This is a genomic window from Mycolicibacterium arenosum (genome assembly GCF_024320865.1).
Lineage (GTDB): Bacteria > Actinomycetota > Actinomycetes > Mycobacteriales > Mycobacteriaceae > Mycobacterium > Mycobacterium arenosum.
This window is the reverse complement of sequence record NZ_JANDBD010000002.1, coordinates 101703-116453: the sequence shown is the minus strand read 5'-3', so window position 1 is coordinate 116453 and position 14751 is coordinate 101703. Positions and strand designations below refer to the sequence as shown.

The 14751-nt window shown below is 67.2% G+C and carries 16 protein-coding genes, 1 tRNA gene and 1 pseudogene; 10 read left to right on the top strand and 8 right to left on the bottom strand.

The annotated features are described in order from the left end of the window. Positions 1-9: 9 nt before the first annotated feature. The gene (locus tag NM203_RS04275) at positions 10-729 is read right to left on the bottom strand and encodes a response regulator transcription factor (RefSeq protein ID WP_255058442.1); all 720 of its coding nucleotides are present in this window, start codon (positions 727-729) and stop codon (positions 10-12) included. Between the two features lie 153 nt (positions 730-882). Here NM203_RS04275 and NM203_RS04270 point away from each other — a divergent pair, with 153 nt between their 5' ends. Next, positions 883-1707: a hypothetical protein gene (locus tag NM203_RS04270; RefSeq protein WP_255058440.1), complete on the top strand. Its 825-nt coding sequence runs from the start codon at positions 883-885 to the stop codon at positions 1705-1707. Between the two features lie 41 nt (positions 1708-1748). On the opposite strand, the gene NM203_RS04265 is transcribed toward NM203_RS04270, so the two are convergent. The 3 genes from NM203_RS04265 to NM203_RS04255 form a co-directional block, all read right to left on the bottom strand. Beyond that, positions 1749-1961, bottom strand: a complete 213-nt coding sequence (locus tag NM203_RS04265; RefSeq protein WP_255058437.1) for a hypothetical protein — start codon at positions 1959-1961, stop codon at positions 1749-1751. A 190-nt stretch (positions 1962-2151) separates the two neighbouring features. Beyond that, positions 2152-2559, bottom strand: coding sequence for an HNH endonuclease (locus NM203_RS04260; RefSeq protein ID WP_255058438.1), 408 nt, complete (start codon positions 2557-2559; stop codon positions 2152-2154). Positions 2560-2594: 35 nt separating this feature from the next. Further along, a tRNA-Thr gene (locus tag NM203_RS04255) sits at positions 2595-2669 on the bottom strand. A 138-nt stretch (positions 2670-2807) separates the two neighbouring features. Here NM203_RS04255 and NM203_RS04250 point away from each other — a divergent pair. Beyond that, positions 2808-3208, top strand: a pseudogene (locus NM203_RS04250) (HNH endonuclease). A gap of 52 nt (positions 3209-3260) precedes the next feature. Here the strand turns inward: NM203_RS04250 and NM203_RS04245 are convergent. Further along, complete coding sequence (locus tag NM203_RS04245) at positions 3261-3473, bottom strand: hypothetical protein (RefSeq protein WP_255058437.1); 213 nt, start codon at positions 3471-3473, stop codon at positions 3261-3263. A gap of 251 nt (positions 3474-3724) precedes the next feature. Between NM203_RS04245 and treS the strand changes: the two genes are divergently transcribed. The 3 genes from treS (at position 3725) to NM203_RS04230 (ending at position 7984) form a co-directional block, all read left to right on the top strand. Then, positions 3725-5965, top strand: coding sequence for a maltose alpha-D-glucosyltransferase (gene treS, locus NM203_RS04240; protein ID WP_255058435.1), 2241 nt, complete (start codon positions 3725-3727; stop codon positions 5963-5965). 143 nt (positions 5966-6108) lie between these two features. Then, positions 6109-7350: a cytochrome P450 gene (locus NM203_RS04235; protein ID WP_255058434.1), complete on the top strand. Its 1242-nt coding sequence runs from the start codon at positions 6109-6111 to the stop codon at positions 7348-7350. Beyond that, complete coding sequence (locus NM203_RS04230; protein ID WP_255058433.1) at positions 7343-7984, top strand: TetR/AcrR family transcriptional regulator; 642 nt, start codon at positions 7343-7345, stop codon at positions 7982-7984. Before NM203_RS04235 ends, NM203_RS04230 begins: the two co-directional genes overlap by 8 nt. Here NM203_RS04230 and NM203_RS04225 read toward each other — a convergent pair. Next, a complete protein-coding gene (locus NM203_RS04225) occupies positions 7981-8136 on the bottom strand; it encodes a hypothetical protein (protein ID WP_255058432.1) in 156 nt (51 codons plus the stop codon). The two genes, NM203_RS04230 and NM203_RS04225, sit on opposite strands and share 4 nt — an antisense overlap. An 11-nt stretch (positions 8137-8147) precedes the next feature. Further along, complete coding sequence (locus tag NM203_RS04220) at positions 8148-8393, bottom strand: hypothetical protein (protein WP_255058431.1); 246 nt, start codon at positions 8391-8393, stop codon at positions 8148-8150. Positions 8394-8446: 53 nt separating this feature from the next. Here NM203_RS04220 and NM203_RS04215 point away from each other — a divergent pair, with 53 nt between their 5' ends. The 5 genes from NM203_RS04215 (at position 8447) to NM203_RS04195 (ending at position 13882) form a co-directional block, all read left to right on the top strand. Beyond that, positions 8447-8806 (top strand): hypothetical protein, encoded by a 360-nt coding sequence (locus NM203_RS04215; RefSeq protein ID WP_255058430.1) that lies wholly within the window; start codon positions 8447-8449, stop codon positions 8804-8806. A 117-nt stretch (positions 8807-8923) separates the two neighbouring features. Further along, positions 8924-11086 (top strand): DUF4185 domain-containing protein, encoded by a 2163-nt coding sequence (locus NM203_RS04210; protein WP_255058429.1) that lies wholly within the window; start codon positions 8924-8926, stop codon positions 11084-11086. A 58-nt stretch (positions 11087-11144) separates the two neighbouring features. Next, complete coding sequence (locus NM203_RS04205; RefSeq protein WP_255058427.1) at positions 11145-12233, top strand: DUF1214 domain-containing protein; 1089 nt, start codon at positions 11145-11147, stop codon at positions 12231-12233. A 14-nt stretch (positions 12234-12247) separates the two neighbouring features. After that, complete coding sequence (locus tag NM203_RS04200; protein WP_408633304.1) at positions 12248-13462, top strand: sulfotransferase family protein; 1215 nt, start codon at positions 12248-12250, stop codon at positions 13460-13462. A gap of 102 nt (positions 13463-13564) precedes the next feature. Beyond that, entirely contained in the window at positions 13565-13882 is a 318-nt protein-coding gene (locus tag NM203_RS04195; RefSeq protein WP_255058424.1) for a cytochrome P450 family protein, read from the top strand. Here the strand turns inward: NM203_RS04195 and NM203_RS04190 are convergent. Further along, complete coding sequence (locus NM203_RS04190; protein ID WP_255058423.1) at positions 13866-14732, bottom strand: DKNYY domain-containing protein; 867 nt, start codon at positions 14730-14732, stop codon at positions 13866-13868. The two genes, NM203_RS04195 and NM203_RS04190, sit on opposite strands and share 17 nt — an antisense overlap. Positions 14733-14751: the final 19 nt, after the last annotated feature.

The window sequence follows — 14751 nt, the reverse complement described above, 5'->3', positions numbered from 1 at the left end:
CGCCCCCAACTAGCGCGGTTCACGAAGGACGTAGCCGACGCCGCGCAGCGTGTGCAGCAGCCGCTTCTCGCCGGTGTCGATCTTGCGACGGAGGTAGGAGACGTAGGACTCGACGACGTTGACGTCGCCGCCGAAGTCGTAGCGCCACACGTGGTCGAGGATCTTGGGCTTCGAGAGCACCGTGCCCGCGTTGATGATGAAGTAGCGCAGCAGGGTGAACTCGGTCGGCGACAGCGAGACGGGCTCGCCGGCCTTCCACACCTCGTGCGTGTCCTCGTCGAGTTCGATGTCGGCGAAGGACAGCCGAGCCGTACGGGGCTCCTCCACGCCGCGACCGGTGCGACGCAGGATCACGCGGAGTCGCGCCACGACCTCTTCGAGGCTGAACGGCTTCGTGACGTAGTCGTCGCCGCCGAGCGTGAGGCCGGTGATCTTGTCCTGCAGGGTGTCGCGCGCGGTGAGGAACAGCGCGGGCGCGTCGATACCGTCGGCGCGTAGCCGGCGCAGGACGCCGAAGCCGTCCATCCCCGGCATCATCACGTCGAGGATGACGGCGTCGGGCTTGATCTCGCGCGCCTTGTCGAGCGCGGCGGGACCACTCGAGGCGGTGTGCACCTCGAAACCCTGGAATTTCAAGCTGACGGACAACAGCTCCACGATGTTGGTCTCGTCGTCAACGACGAGCACGCGGGCTTCGGGAACGCTCTCGGGCAAAGCAGCCATGGCCATGCAGACAATCTCCCCTCACTTGCTTGCCACAGCCCTGCGTGCGACCTGTGAAATCACTGTGAATCTCTCACAGCGTATCTTCAGCGGCCGCTCAGCGGGGAATCTCTCGTCGGGCTCGTCCTTTACGTGTGACGTCGGCCATAGGATGGCGGCATGAACCTCGGCAAAGCGCTGGTCGACCTGGCCACCGCCCCGGCCCGCATCGGCTTGGCCGTGACGGAGGCCAGCCTCGGCGTCGCCACCACCACGTTGAACGCAGTCCAGCGCGGCCTGACCGGGGACGACGGTCCGACTGCCGGCAAGTCGTCGCTCGCGGGCATGCTGGGCCTGGAGGACGCCGTCGAGCGGGCCAACCGGCTGGCCCGGTTAATGGACGACGACGCGCCACTCGGCCGAGCCCTCGCCCCGGACGGTCCGATCAACCGCCTACTCCGCCCCGGCGGCCTCGTCGACCAGTTGACCGCGGAGGGCGGCCTGCTCGACCGGCTCACCGCCGACGAGAGCGTGGTGGTGCGAGCCGTCGCGCCGGGCGGTCTGATCGACCAACTCACGGCCGACGGCGGCCTCATCGACAGGATGACCACCGACGACGGCGCGATCTCTCGGGTCATCGCACCGGGCGGACTGGCCGATCAACTGCTGGCCAACGACGGCCTCATCGAGCGAGTACTGCGTGAGGACGGCGTCGCCGACAAGTTGTTGTCCGAGGGTGGTCTGCTCGACACGATCACCGCCGAGAACGGGCCGCTGCTCAAACTCGCCGACGTCGCCGACACCCTGAACCGGCTCGCGCCGGGACTCGAGGCGCTAGCACCGACCATCGACGCGCTGCACGAAGCCGTCATCACCCTGAGCCAGGTCGTGAATCCGCTGAGCAACATCGCCGACCGCATTCCACTGCCCGGCCGGCGGCCACGCGGACGCTCCACGCCGCCACGGCCGGTGACCTCGCAGCGGATCGTCGACGCGGACGAGTAAGCGCCCGGACGCTTTCGCATCCGGGCGCTCAGTGCGGCTACCTATCCGCGGTGGTTCTGGTGGTGGTGATGCACCGAGGTGCCCGGCTGGGGGGCGTTGGTCTGGTGCGGGAAGGCCGGGTGGCTGGCGCTGGAGCCGTGGTTGGTGGCTCCGGTGGTCTGCGCGCTGCTGGTCGCGGCTGCGCCGATCGCGATCAGGGCCGGGGCGGCGGACAGGGCGATGACGGCGGCGATGCGGCGGGTGACGATGTTCATGGTGTTTCTCCTTGTGCGACTTGACTTTTAAGGTTTTCATCCGGTGTGTTCCGGTGATGAGATAAGAATGCCGTGCCAGCGGGCCGCGCTGTATCGGGTGACCGGCGGATGCGTCGGTGGAACGTCAGTGTCCACTGATCGGGGGAACGCAGGGTGCTCTCGTGGACGGGGGTTCTCGCTGCGGTGAGTGCTAGTAGGACTTCCCGTCGGCGTACCGCTGTCGGCGGAAGTGCCGGCCGTTGCCGCGGTTCCTCGACTTATACGTCGGCAACTGGCTATCGCAGTTGGGACACAGAAGACGCAGGTTCTCGCGACGATTATCAGTCGCGTCGCCGTTGATGTGATCGATGATCATGCCCAGCGGCGCACCGTTCCACGTGTCGCCGGCGCCGCAGATCAGGCAACAGCCGCCCTGCTGTTCGTGGAGGTACTCCCTGATGTAGTTGCCCTTCTGCGAGATGGCGCCGCACTTTCCGGTCACCAACCAGGCTTCCAGTAGGCGCCGGCGTTGATGAGCCTGTTGACAAGCGTTGGTGCAGTACACCTTTTGCCAACGACGGGAGAACTCGACGCCGCAACCCAGACAGTTCATCGTCATGAATCGACGCTAGAGACGAGGACCGACAAAGTCCGTGGAGCCGCGTGGGAGAATCGAACTCCCGCATCCACATTACAAGTGTGGCGCTCTGCCGACTGAGCTAACGCGGCGTGGGCTTTAGTGAACCCGCGGTGATTCTACGGCCTTGACGACGGAGCGAAACCAGCCCCCGGATACCGCCCACCGGAGGCTCCACGATTCGACAACCGTAGGTTGTCGGACTCCGCTCGTAGCGTCGCGACATGAAACTGTGTCGGGGGTGCGGTTCACCGCTCACCAAGAAGAGCCAGCAGGCGTATTGCAGCAACAAGTGCCAGCGTACGTCCGAGCGCATCGCCCGCACGCAGCTGTGGCTGGAGTCCGGTCAAGCAGTGTGGACCGACGGTCGGCGCGACCACTACATTCGGCTGCACCTCATCGAGGACCAGTCAGCGCGCTGCGCGATCTGCGGCCAGGCCAACACCTGGCTGGACGCGCCTCTCTCTTTCGTTCTCGACCACATCGACGGCGATGCGTCGAACAATCGGCGAGAGAATCTCCGCTTGGTCTGCCCGAACTGCGACTCCCAGTTGCCGACCTATAGGGCGAAAACCGCGGGAAAGGACGCCTGTACCGTCGCCAGCGGTACGCCGACGGAAAGTCCTACTGACCACGCAGCGAGCGCCCGGACGCTTTCGCATCCGGGCGCTCAGTGCGGCTACCTATCCGCGGTGGTTCTGGTGGTGGTGATGCACCGAGGTGCCCGGCTGGGGGGCGTTGGTCTGGTGCGGGAAGGCCGGGTGGCTGGCGCTGGAGCCGTGGTTGGTGGCTCCGGTGGTCTGCGCGCTGCTGGTCGCGGCTGCGCCGATCGCGATCAGGGCCGGGGCGGCGGACAGGGCGATGACTGCGGCGATGCGGCGGGTGACGATGTTCATGGTGTTTCTCCTTGTGCGACTTGACTTTTAAGGTTTTCATCCGGTGTGTTCCGGTGATGAGATAAGAATGCCGTGCCAGCGGGCCGCGCTGTATCGGGTGACCGGCGGATAGCCTGGTGGAATGAGGGTTCCCCCGATCGGGGGACAGTCAGGGCAGGGCCGCCCACCAGCACGCCGTTTCAACTCGTCCGCAGTGAGGCAATACTGCGATGGACGCACTCCTGAACGAACGACATCCCGAAGGTGGAACCTTGTCCCAGGCCGCAGAGTCGGACCCCGAAGACCAGGGCAACGAGCCGACCGAGATCACGTTCGACGAACACCTGCACCCCGCGCGGCCGCGCGCCCTGCGCTACCGGCCGCGGGTCCGCGCGCCCTTCACCCGTCGCTCGCTGGCCCAGGACGGCGAGCCCGCCGGTGACAACCCCGCGTACGTGTCGTGGCTGCTCAGCCAGTCGATGCTCGCCGACGCCAACGAGATCAGCCAGCAGTTCTCCGGTCAGGGCTCGATGTGGCAGAACCCGTACGCCACGCCGAGCCCCCGGCACGCCGTCGAGACCGCATCGGTGTGGTTCACCGCCTATCCGCTCTCGCTGATCACCCGGCCCGACGAGTCGTTCCTCAAGTCGATGGCCGACGAGAACCTGTGGAAGGCGTTCGCCGAAATCGGCATCGAGGGCATCCACACGGGACCGGTGAAGCGTGCCGGCGGCATCTCCGGCTGGGAGCTCACACCGAGCGTCGACGGCCACTTCGACCGCATCAGCACCCAGATCGATCCGGCGTTCGGCACCGAGGACGAATTCCGCACGATGTGCGGCACCGCCAACTGGTACGGCGGCACGATCATCGACGACATCGTCCCCGGTCACACCGGTAAGGGCGCTGATTTCCGGCTCGCCGAGATGAAGTACGCCGACTACCCCGGCATCTACCACATGGTCGACATCGACCCCCGCGACTGGGAGTACCTGCCCGACGTGCCTCCCGGCGCGGACTCCGTCAACATCGATCCCGCGACCGAGGAGTGGCTCGACAAGGCCGGCTACATCATCGGCCGACTGCAACGCGTGATCTTCTACGCGGAAGGGATCAAGGAGACCAACTGGAGCGTCACGCGACCGGTCGTCGGGATCGACGGCGTCGAGCGCCGCTGGGTCTATCTTCACTACTTCAAGGACGGTCAGCCGTCGATCAACTGGCTCGACCCGACGTTCGCGGGGATGCGGCTGGTGATGGGCGACGCGCTGCACTCGCTCACCGACCTCGGCACCGGCGGGCTGCGCCTCGACGCCAACGGTTTCCTAGGTGCGGAGAAGACCGCGGCCGAGGACAGCGCGGGGTGGTCCGAAGGGCACCCGCTGTCGGAAGCGGCCAATCACCTCATCGCCAGCATGGTCCGCAAGGTGGGCGGCTTCACGTTCCAGGAGCTCAACCTCACGATCGACGATATCCGGGAGATCGGGGAAGCCGGCGCCGACCTGTCGTACGACTTCATCAATCGACCCGCTTACCAGCACGCGTTGGCCACCGCCGACACCGAGTTCCTGCGGCTCACGTTGCGCACCACACTGGAATCCGGTGTCGACCCGGCCTCCCTGGTACACGCGTTGCAGAACCACGACGAGCTCACCTACGAGTTGGTGCACTGGTCCACCGGACACCGCGACGACGTCTTCACCTACAAGGGCGAGGAGATCACCGGTGAGGCCCTCGGTGACACCATCCGGGCGGATCTGACGGAGAAGCTGACCGGTGAGAACGCCCCGTACAACCTGACTTTCACCACCAACGGCATCGCGTCGACCACCGCCACCGTGATCGCGGCCGCCCTGGGAATCACCGATCTCGACACGATCGACGACATCGACCGCATTCGGCGGGCGCACCTGCTGCTGGCGATGTTCAACGCGCTGCAACCGGGCGTGTTCGCGTTGTCGGGCTGGGATCTGTGCGGCATGCTCACGCTGCCGGCGTCTGAGGTCTCCGAGCTGATGCGCGGCGGCGACACGAGATGGATTCACCGGGCTGCGCACGACCTGATGGGCGTCAACCCGAACGCGAAGCAGTCATCGGCCGGAATGCCCAGGGGCAGAAGCCTGTACGGCTCGATACCGGAGCAGTTGGCGGACGACACCAGCTTCCTGCGTCAGCTGCAGGCGATCCTGAAGGTGCGCTCGCACTACGGGATCGCGACCAGCAAGCAGATCGACATCCCCGAGGTGTCACATCGCGGCATGCTGGTGCTGGTCCACGAACTCGAAGACGAGGGGCAGTACCAGCTCACGGTGCTCAACTTCGCCAACGAGGACATCGCGGGCACGGTGCGGTCCAAGGAGTTGCCGCCCGGAGCCACCGTGTCGGACATGTTCAGCGGCCACCAGATGGCGACGGTCGACGACCTGTTCAGCTTCTCGGTCGAGATGCCGGCCCACCACGGCATGTCACTGCTGGTCGAAGCGCCGGTCAGTACGCCGGAGCCGACGGACTGACTCGACACCCCGAGTGGCCATACGTAAATCGAGAAACGTATGGCGAAGCGGACGAAAACGCCCCGCCGATGGCGCGTTCGTCGTAGCGTCGGATCGACCACACGGGACACATCAGCCCGATCCGTCTCGCCGAGGAGACCGCGATGCCCACGACCACGACGGCGAAGAGCGTGTTCGACGCGGGCCTGCCGATGCTGGGCTACGACATCGACGCCGAACCCGCGCAGGCGTGGGCCCACATCCGCGAGGCGCAGCGGGTCGCACCCATCGGGATCGGCCCGGCGGGACCCGAGATCCTGTCCTACGAGTACGCCCGCGCGATCATGCGCGATCCCCGCTTCACCACCCCGCCGGGGATCAGCCTGATGGCGCAGGGCGTCACGTCGGGCCCGCTCTACGACAAGGTCATGGCCACGCTGCTCTGCATCGAGGGCGACGAGCACGTCCGTCTGCGCAAGCTGGTGTCGAAGGCGTTCACGCCGCGCGCGACGACACGTCTGCACGACACCATCGACACCGTCGTGAACGGGCTCATCGACTCGGTGGCCGACGCGGGACGCTGCGACATCGTCGAGGACATCGCCAAGCACTACCCGATTCCGATCATCTGCGCGCTGCTCGGCGCCCCCAGCGAGGACTGGAAACTGTTCTCCGACTGGACGGCTGACGTGTTCAAGGCCTTCAGCTTCGGTACCGACCTGGAGACGGAGACGCCGACGGTGCTGCGGGCGTGGGGCGAACTGGACGCCTACGTCGACGAGATGATCGATCGCAGGCGCGGCGCTCTGACCGACGATCTGATCTCCGAACTCATCCGCGCCGAGGACGACGGCGACCGGCTGAGCCAGGACGAACTGCGCACCCTGGCGGCCAGCCTGCTGATGGCGGGCACCGACACCACGCGCAATCAGCTCGCCGCATCGGTTCAGGTGCTGTGCGATCACCCCGATCAGTGGGCCGTCCTGCGCGACAACCCGGAGTTCGCCATGCGCGCCGTCGAGGAGAGCATGCGCCACTCGCCCGCCGTCTGCGGTACCCCGCGCTGGGTGACCGAGGACGCCGACTTCAACGGATACCTCTTCCCCGCAGGGACTTTCATCATGGTGAACACCTACGCGGCGAATCGCGACCCTGCGGTCTACGACGACGCCGACCGCTTCGACGTGTCCCGACAGGGCGCGCCGGCCATCCTCACCTTCGGCGGCGGCGTGCACTACTGCCTCGGCGCGAATCTGGCCCGCCTCGAACTCGCCGAGGCGTTGCGCATTCTCGCCACCCGGCTCCTCAACCCTCGGCGCACCGCGGCGACGAGGTGGAAGCCGATGCTCGGCATGACCGGACCCGAGTCACTGCCGATCGAGTTCGACGTCGTCGCCCGTGCGTAGCCACGGCTGGTCCGGCAACGCGCCCACGTCGGACGAGGAGGCCATCGAGCGGATTCTCGACGCCGTCGACGCGATCATCGCCGCGGACGGCGCGTCGATGCGGATCGCCGACGTCGCCCGAGCCCTCGGCGTGACCCGCCAGACCGTCTACCGCTACTTCCCCGGCACCGATGCGCTCCTCATCGCCAGCGCCATGCGCTCGGCCGACGGGTTCATCAGCCGGTTGGAGAAGCACGTCAGCGGACTCACCGATCCCGTCGCCGCCGTGGTGGAGAGCGTCAGCTACGCGGCCGAGGAGCTGGTGGGCAACCGGCAATTCGAGAACCTGATCACGCGACGACAGGAGGGCGGGTCCATGGTCTCGCTCACCGGGGACACCGCGATGGCGTTTCAGCGTTCGATCCTGCACCGCTTCGACGTCGACTGGGAAGCGCATGGATACGACGACGACGCCATCGACGAACTCGGCGAACTCGCGCTGCGCACCCTGCACTCGCTACTGATCGACCCCGGCGATCCGCCTCGCGACGGCGCCGCGCTGCGCCGGTTCGTCGCACGCTGGCTCGGACCGGCGATCCTTTATCCGAGCCTGGCCCGCGGCGTCGGGGCCATTGCGTCGACGTCAGCCGGTTAGGTCTCGTCGGCGATCTGGTGCCGGTCCTGCTGGAGACCCGGCGCATCCGGGTCCTCGCCCCGGTGGTCCAACTCGTCCTGCCACTCCCGCTGTTCGTCGGTCGCCTCGGTGGCGTCCGTCGGGATGGGCGATGGGTCGTCGGTCCGTTCCATGTCGGGTGGAGTCACCCCGAATCGGGGCGGCTAAACGGGCCGACCTCCCCCGGTTGGTCGGCACCCTCGATGTCATCCGCTCCGTCGAACCCGGCGCAGCCGCACCGCCGGTAGGGGTGGTCGTCGAAGAAGTCCTGGTCGCCCGGTGGGCGCTCCTCGACGTCGGGACAGTCGAGACACCCGTAGCACGTGCCGAAAAGCGAGTGCTCGGGATAGCGGTGCCCACACGTGCACACCTCATGGGTCCCGCGGCTCATCTCGACACTGGAGGATAGTCGTAGATTCTCAACAATCGATCCGAGGAGGACGCGTGGCCGAGACAGGCTTCTGGGTGGCGTGGGGCATTCCGACCCGCGGACGCGAACGGCAGGCGCTCGACCTTCTCAAGAACACCCTCACGGGATATCTCGACGGGCTGGTCCGCGATGGGCGCATCGAGCGGTTCGACACCGCGATCCTCAAGCCGCAGAGCGCCGAGCTGGGCGGCTTCATCCTCGTTCAGGGATCGAAGGCTCAGGTCGCCGCGCTGCGGGCCGAACCCGATTTCGAGCAGTGGGTGATGCAGGTGCAGCTGGTGGCCGACAAGGTCGGAATCGTCGAAGCCTGGGTCGGCGACGGGTTGGCCGAGGCCTTCGGCCTCTACGAGGACGCCCTGCGCACGCTCGACTGAAGAAACGGGTGTGAAAGTTGGGGCATTTCGCGAGTTTGCTCGTGCCCGTGTAACGAATGGGGTCTAATCACTTATTGACGGGGGAGGAACGCACGTGCATTTGACCGAGGGGACACCATGCCAGCCTCCGCCTACATCGGCCGTGTCGGCCGGCTAGCCGTCGCACTGGGAGTCGGCACCGCCGTCTTCACCGGACACGGGATCGCCGCCGCCGACGACACCGACACCTCGTCGTCGAGCACCTCGACGGCCGGCCCGTCCGCCGAGTCGAGCGGCCCGCAGACCGGCGGCGAGCAGACCACCCCGGCCACCGGCACCGCCGTCGACACTCCGACCGAGGGGTCCTCCGGCAGCGCGGGGCAGACATCGCAGGAGGGTGCGACGACGACGCCGGCCGGTGTCGTGAGCGCCCAGACCAACACCGGGTCTGCGACCACCGCGCCGACCGTGCCCGCGGAAATCGAACCCGAGATCGAGCCCGACACCGCCACGCCGGACGACGAGACCGCAGCCCCGTCCGAAGATACCTCGACCACGAAGCCGAAGTCCTCCAAGAAGTCGACGGCCGTCGCCGACACCGCGAAGACCACCCAGACGGCCGCTGTCGAGACGACGTCCGACCCGGAGCCCACGACACCGAAGGCCGGCGAGACCTTCTCCGCCGCAACGACTTCCACCGCAGGGGCGCCCGAAGCGGAGGCCGCGCCCGTCGCGGCGCTGTCCACGCAGGTGTCCGCGGCGACCACCACGGCCACCACGCGAACCGCCGCCGCGGTGGCACCCGCCGCGGCGCCCAACCCGTTCTCCATCGTCACGAACTTCGTGTCCGGGGTGGTGAACTCGATCCTCGGCCCGCTCGTGGGCAGCGGCCCCGCCGCCCCGGCCGGGCAGCCGATGGCGTGGACGCTGCTGGCGTACGCGCGGCGCGAGATCGAGGACTTCGTCAACGCCGTCACCGGCCAGTCGACCACGTCGACCGTCGCGACACAGCAGACCAGCCTGGCAATGGCCGCCGCCAGGGCAGTCGCGAACGTGCCGGGTTTCCCGCTGGCCGGGGCGCAACTGAGCCCGTCGACGAGCTTCGTCAACTGGGTCACCGGCGGCTACCAGGTGCTCGGCGCGAACGGCCAGATCAACCCGTTGATCGCCGACACCCTGACCCGCTTCGGCGTCTCCGGTACCGACGTGGGCACCATGTGGGACAACGGGATCGCCGACGACCCGGCCACCCCGTACAACGAGCATCAGGTGCTGATCGCCTTCGGCGACACCTTCGGACTGCGCAGCGTGCCGGGCGAGGACTGGCGCTTCAACGTGCTGATGCGCAGTGCCGATACGTACCTCGCGGACGGCATGGACGTGCCGGACGGCGAGTTCGGCAACGGCAACTGGTTCGGCGGTATGCCGCTGTGGGACGTGCCCAACGGCAGGCCGTACGAGCAGTACGCGCGGCGCATCATCAACCCCGAGGCGCTCCCGCCGGGACTCGCGCCGGGCATCACCCTCATCCCGACTGCGGGCATCGCGCTGCCCTCGACCGACCCCAAGGCCATCGGCGGGATGACCCAGTACCTCAGCTTCATGTCGGTGCGGCAGTGGGGCGCCGCCGGCCAGTGGACCACCAACTACTCGGGCATCGCCTACTCGATCGACAACGGCGAGAACTGGAAGATCGCACCGCAGTCCATTCGGATGAACGACCCGTGGAGCGGCAACGCCAACTTCCAGCAGGCGGCGCTGGTGCGCCCCGGTGACGGCTACGTCTACTCCTACGGCACGCCGAACGGCCGCCAGGGCGCGGCGTACCTCTCGCGCGTCGCCGAGAAGGACATCCTCGACGTGACGAAGTACGACTACTACAGCAAGGGCAGCGCGGGCGGCTGGTTCGGCATCGGCGCCACCAAGGCGGGCTGGTACCGGAATCAACCCGCGAAGGCGACCGCGGTGTTCGGCGCCAGCGAGCAGGGCGCGTGCGGCGCGGTGAACCCCGGCGTTCAGGTCAGCGAGCTCTCGGTGCAGTACAACAAGCAGCTGAACAAGTACGTGACGCTGTACGGCGACCAGTTCAACAACATCGTCATGCGCACGTCCGATACCCCGCAGGGCACCTGGTCGTCCGCGAAAGTGCTTATGAGCCAACAGCAGGGCGGCATCTACGCGCCGATGATGCACCCGTGGTCACCGTCGACGATGGGCACCGGCAGCGACCTGTACTGGAACCTGTCGATCTGGTCCGAGTACAACGTCATGCTGATGAAGACCGATCTCACCAAGGTGTAGCCGGACCGGGCGAGCGCCCGTTGACACATTACGTTACGACATGTAACGATTCGTCACCATGAGTGCCGACGCCGTCCACGATCAGAGCGGGCTGTCCCACGCGTTCGGTGATCTCCTCGACGAGGTGCGCGCCATCGAGTCCACCATGCTCGACGCCGATCCCCCGTTGCCCGAGGCGGACCTGCTGGACGGATACCGGCTGGCTTTCAGCCTGCTCCGGGTCGCGGTCGACGCGTTCGTGTGGAACGAGAAGGAGCGCCCGCGGTTCGTGGACGTCATCTCACCCTTTCTGAAGTGGGGTGGCGACAACTCGGACGCGTATTACCAACTGGCGCCGATTGATCCGACGCGGACCTACCGCGTCACCGGCAACCGCGGTGATGCCGTCTACCTGTCGCTGACGGTGTACGGCGGCCCGGACGACGGCCGCTACAGCGACCGGATCGTCGGCACGATCAATGACCGAGCACTCGAGTTCGACGCCGACGGCAACTTCGAGTTGACCATCAGCCCCGACCCTCAGCAGGGTCCGTGGCTGAAACTCGAACCCGACGCGGTATTCGCCCTCACCCGAGACTACGTCAACAACCGTGAGACGGCGCGGCGTTCGGAATGGACCATCACCGCACTCGACGCGCCCCAGCGTCGCGACGAGGACCGCGCCGACCTGACTCGCCGGCTGCGCGCCGCGCGCACGTGGCTGCACGAGCAACTGGCGATGCTCCCGGTGAAGGTGGAGCCCGCCAACGAGATTCACGAGCCCTTCCCCGTGCCGACGGTGACGTACGGCTGGGCGGCGGGTGACGCCGCATACGCGATGGGCGCCTACGAGTTGACACCGGACCAGGCGCTCGTCGTCGAGGGCACGTCACCGGAGTGCGCGTTCTGGAATCTGTGCCTGTGGAATCCGTTCCTCCACACCTACGACTTCACCAGCGAGCGCGTCACCATCAACGGCTCCGAGGTCACCTACGAGGCAGACGGGTCGTGGCGGGTCGTCATCAGCGCCGAGGATCCCGGCCATCCGAACTGGGTGTCGACGGCGGGCCGCGGCAAGGGGCTCATCTGGTTGCGCTGGTTCCTGCCCGCGGATACGCCGGCGCGTCCGGTCTGCCGGGTCGTCGGCGTCGCCGAGCTCCGGCCGTGACCAGGCCCGCCGCGATCCGGTTCACCGACCTCGCGAACCCCGTCTTCCCTCCGGAATCGCAACCCATCCGGGACGGGCTCGGCGCCTACGGAGCGACGCTCGACCTCGACCCGGACACCATGCTCGAGACCGCCGTCGACCGCGCTCGACTGGAGGACTTCGGTGATCCGGCGTTCCGGCCACGACTCGACGTCCTGTGCCGGTCGCTGCGCGAGCAAGCCGAACTGTCCAATATGGGAACGGCATTGGCGTTCGAGCAGGTGGTCGGACACCTGGTCAACCGGCTGCGACTCGAGGCGCTCATCGCCGAGCATCCGGAGATCGAGGACGTGTCGATCGACCGGCCGATCATCATCGCCGGACTGCCGCGCACGGGAACGACCCACCTGCACAACCTGATTGCGGCCGACCCGGCGATCCGGTATCTGCCGTACTGGGAGAGCCTCGAACCGTTCCCCGTGCCCGGCGAGGACGAGCACGGCCGACGGGACCGCTGCGAGGCGGGCCTGAACATCGTGAACACCGTCATGCCGGACTTCAAGCGGATGCACGAGATGACGGTGGATCACGCCCACGAGGAGATTCAGATCCTCGGCAACGACCTCTCAACCATGTTGTTCGAGACCACTTTCCACCTCCCCGACTACGCGAAGCACTACCGGGGCGAGGATCAGGCCCCGGCGTACGCCTACCTCAGGCGCTCGCTGCAGGCAATGCAGTGGCTGCGCGGCGGGACTCGCTGGGTGCTCAAATCGCCACAGCATCTCGAGCAGTTCCCCGTCCTGTACCGGACGTTCCCCGACGCCACCTTCGTGGTCACTCACCGCGACCCGGTCGAAGTGATCCAGTCGATGTGCACGATGGTGAGCTACGCCGCGCGGATGAACAGCGAGCGGCCCGACCCGATCAGGACCTCGCGGTACTGGCTGGACCGTGGAGCCGACCTGCTGACCACCTGCCTGCGCGATCGCGCCGTGCTCCCCGGTGCCCAGTCGATCGACGTCGCGTTCGAGGACTTCATGGCCGACGAACAGGGCACTGTCGCAGCGATTTACGCACTCGCCGACCAGCCGTACGACGACCGCGCCCGAGCGGCGATGGCCGCCTTCTGCGCCGCGCATCCGCGCGGCAGGCACGGCGGCGTGCGCTACGAACCCGCGGATCTCGGCCTCGACGTGGACGAGGTGGCCCACCGGCTCGCCGGCTATCGGGAGCGGTTCGTCGGCTGAACGTCACGCGGGTGGGGCCGGTGTTGGCTTCGTCACGCGGACGCCCCGTAGCGCGCTCTCGGCGACCTTCGCGGCCTAGCATCGGACACCAGGAGGCATCTGGTGAGCAAGTCCCTGCACGCGCACGAAACCCGCACGGTCCGAGCGGTCTGCTCGATGCTCGGCGTGCCCGAGGCGGACTGGACGCGGTTCGCGCGGTGGGCCGACGATCTCGTCGGCAGCGGCCTGCACGATGAACTCGACCGCTACGTCGACATGATGATCGCCGATCGCTGCTACCGCGGCACCGACGACCTGCTCAACGACCTCATCATGATCGGCGTCGACGGCGAAGACCTCATGACCGAGGAGATTCAGCTCGCGGTCCGTACCATGCTTAAGCTGGCCCGCCAAGCTGAAATCGCTACTCGCGGAATGTGATTCCGGTTTCCGAGCAGCCGGTGACGGCCTTGTCCTTCGGGAACGCTGCGGGGTCGGCGTCGGCGATCACCGTGTCGCGGTAGTACGCGCGGGTGGCATCGGCCGTGCACTCGAAGTCACCGTTGAGCACGACGAACGAGGCGGCGTCGGCACCGGGTATCACCGCGCCCATCCAGTACGCGTGCGCGCGGTCGCGGGCGTACGCCCCCTCGAGCACCTCGAGCTCCGCCGCGTTCGCGTCGGGCATCGCATCGGTGAAGTAGAAGGCGCCGGCGTCGTCGCGGCTGTACCCACCGGCGAGCACGCGGAAGGTGGCGGGGTCGGCGGCGGTGATCGGGGTGCCGTTGACGTGCACCGTCGTGCCGTCCCTGGTGTAGGTGTAGTAGTCCCTGTTCGACACGATCTCGAAGTTCGCGGGGTCGTCGGACAGCACGCTCCCGTCCGACCAGTAGACGTGGGCTGAGTCCTTCGAGAGGTTCGCGTCCAGCAGTTCGTAGTGCTCGGGGTCATCGGACACCACCCGGTCGCGGGCGTAGACGTACCGGGCGTCCTTCGCGTGGTTCGGCCGGTCGAGTAGGACGAACGTCGCGGGATCGGCGTCGGCCAGCGGTCGGCCGTCGAGATACACCTGCGCCGCGTCCTTCGCGTAGGTGCGGTCGAGCACTTCGAACGAGTTCACGTCCACGCCCTGCATCTCGTCCGCGGCGCCGGGGAAGGCCCGCAGGTAGTAGACCGTGTCGCCGCGGACGTGGTAGCCGGCGGCGTCGAACAACGAGTTCGGCTCGCCCCGACCACAAGCGGGGATGAGCACGACGGATGCGGCGCACATCGCGGCGATCAGCTTTCGCATGCGGTCACGGTACGGTCCT

Excerpts from the sequence above, each read along its gene's own strand:
- NM203_RS04275 (WP_255058442.1), bottom strand. The coding sequence starts at position 729 with ATGGCCATGGCTGCTTTGCCCGAGAGCGTTCCCGAAGCCCGCGTGCTC.
- NM203_RS04270 (WP_255058440.1), top strand. The coding sequence starts at position 883 with ATGAACCTCGGCAAAGCGCTGGTCGACCTGGCCACCGCCCCGGCCCGC.
- NM203_RS04265 (WP_255058437.1), bottom strand. The coding sequence starts at position 1,961 with ATGAACATCGTCACCCGCCGCATCGCCGCCGTCATCGCCCTGTCCGCC.
- NM203_RS04260 (WP_255058438.1), bottom strand. The coding sequence starts at position 2,559 with ATGACGATGAACTGTCTGGGTTGCGGCGTCGAGTTCTCCCGTCGTTGG.
- NM203_RS04245 (WP_255058437.1), bottom strand. The coding sequence starts at position 3,473 with ATGAACATCGTCACCCGCCGCATCGCCGCAGTCATCGCCCTGTCCGCC.
- NM203_RS04235 (WP_255058434.1), top strand. The coding sequence starts at position 6,109 with ATGCCCACGACCACGACGGCGAAGAGCGTGTTCGACGCGGGCCTGCCG.
- NM203_RS04225 (WP_255058432.1), bottom strand. The coding sequence starts at position 8,136 with ATGGAACGGACCGACGACCCATCGCCCATCCCGACGGACGCCACCGAG.
- NM203_RS04220 (WP_255058431.1), bottom strand. The coding sequence starts at position 8,393 with ATGAGCCGCGGGACCCATGAGGTGTGCACGTGTGGGCACCGCTATCCC.
- NM203_RS04210 (WP_255058429.1), top strand. The coding sequence starts at position 8,924 with ATGCCAGCCTCCGCCTACATCGGCCGTGTCGGCCGGCTAGCCGTCGCA.
- NM203_RS04205 (WP_255058427.1), top strand. The coding sequence starts at position 11,145 with ATGAGTGCCGACGCCGTCCACGATCAGAGCGGGCTGTCCCACGCGTTC.
- NM203_RS04190 (WP_255058423.1), bottom strand. The coding sequence starts at position 14,732 with ATGCGAAAGCTGATCGCCGCGATGTGCGCCGCATCCGTCGTGCTCATC.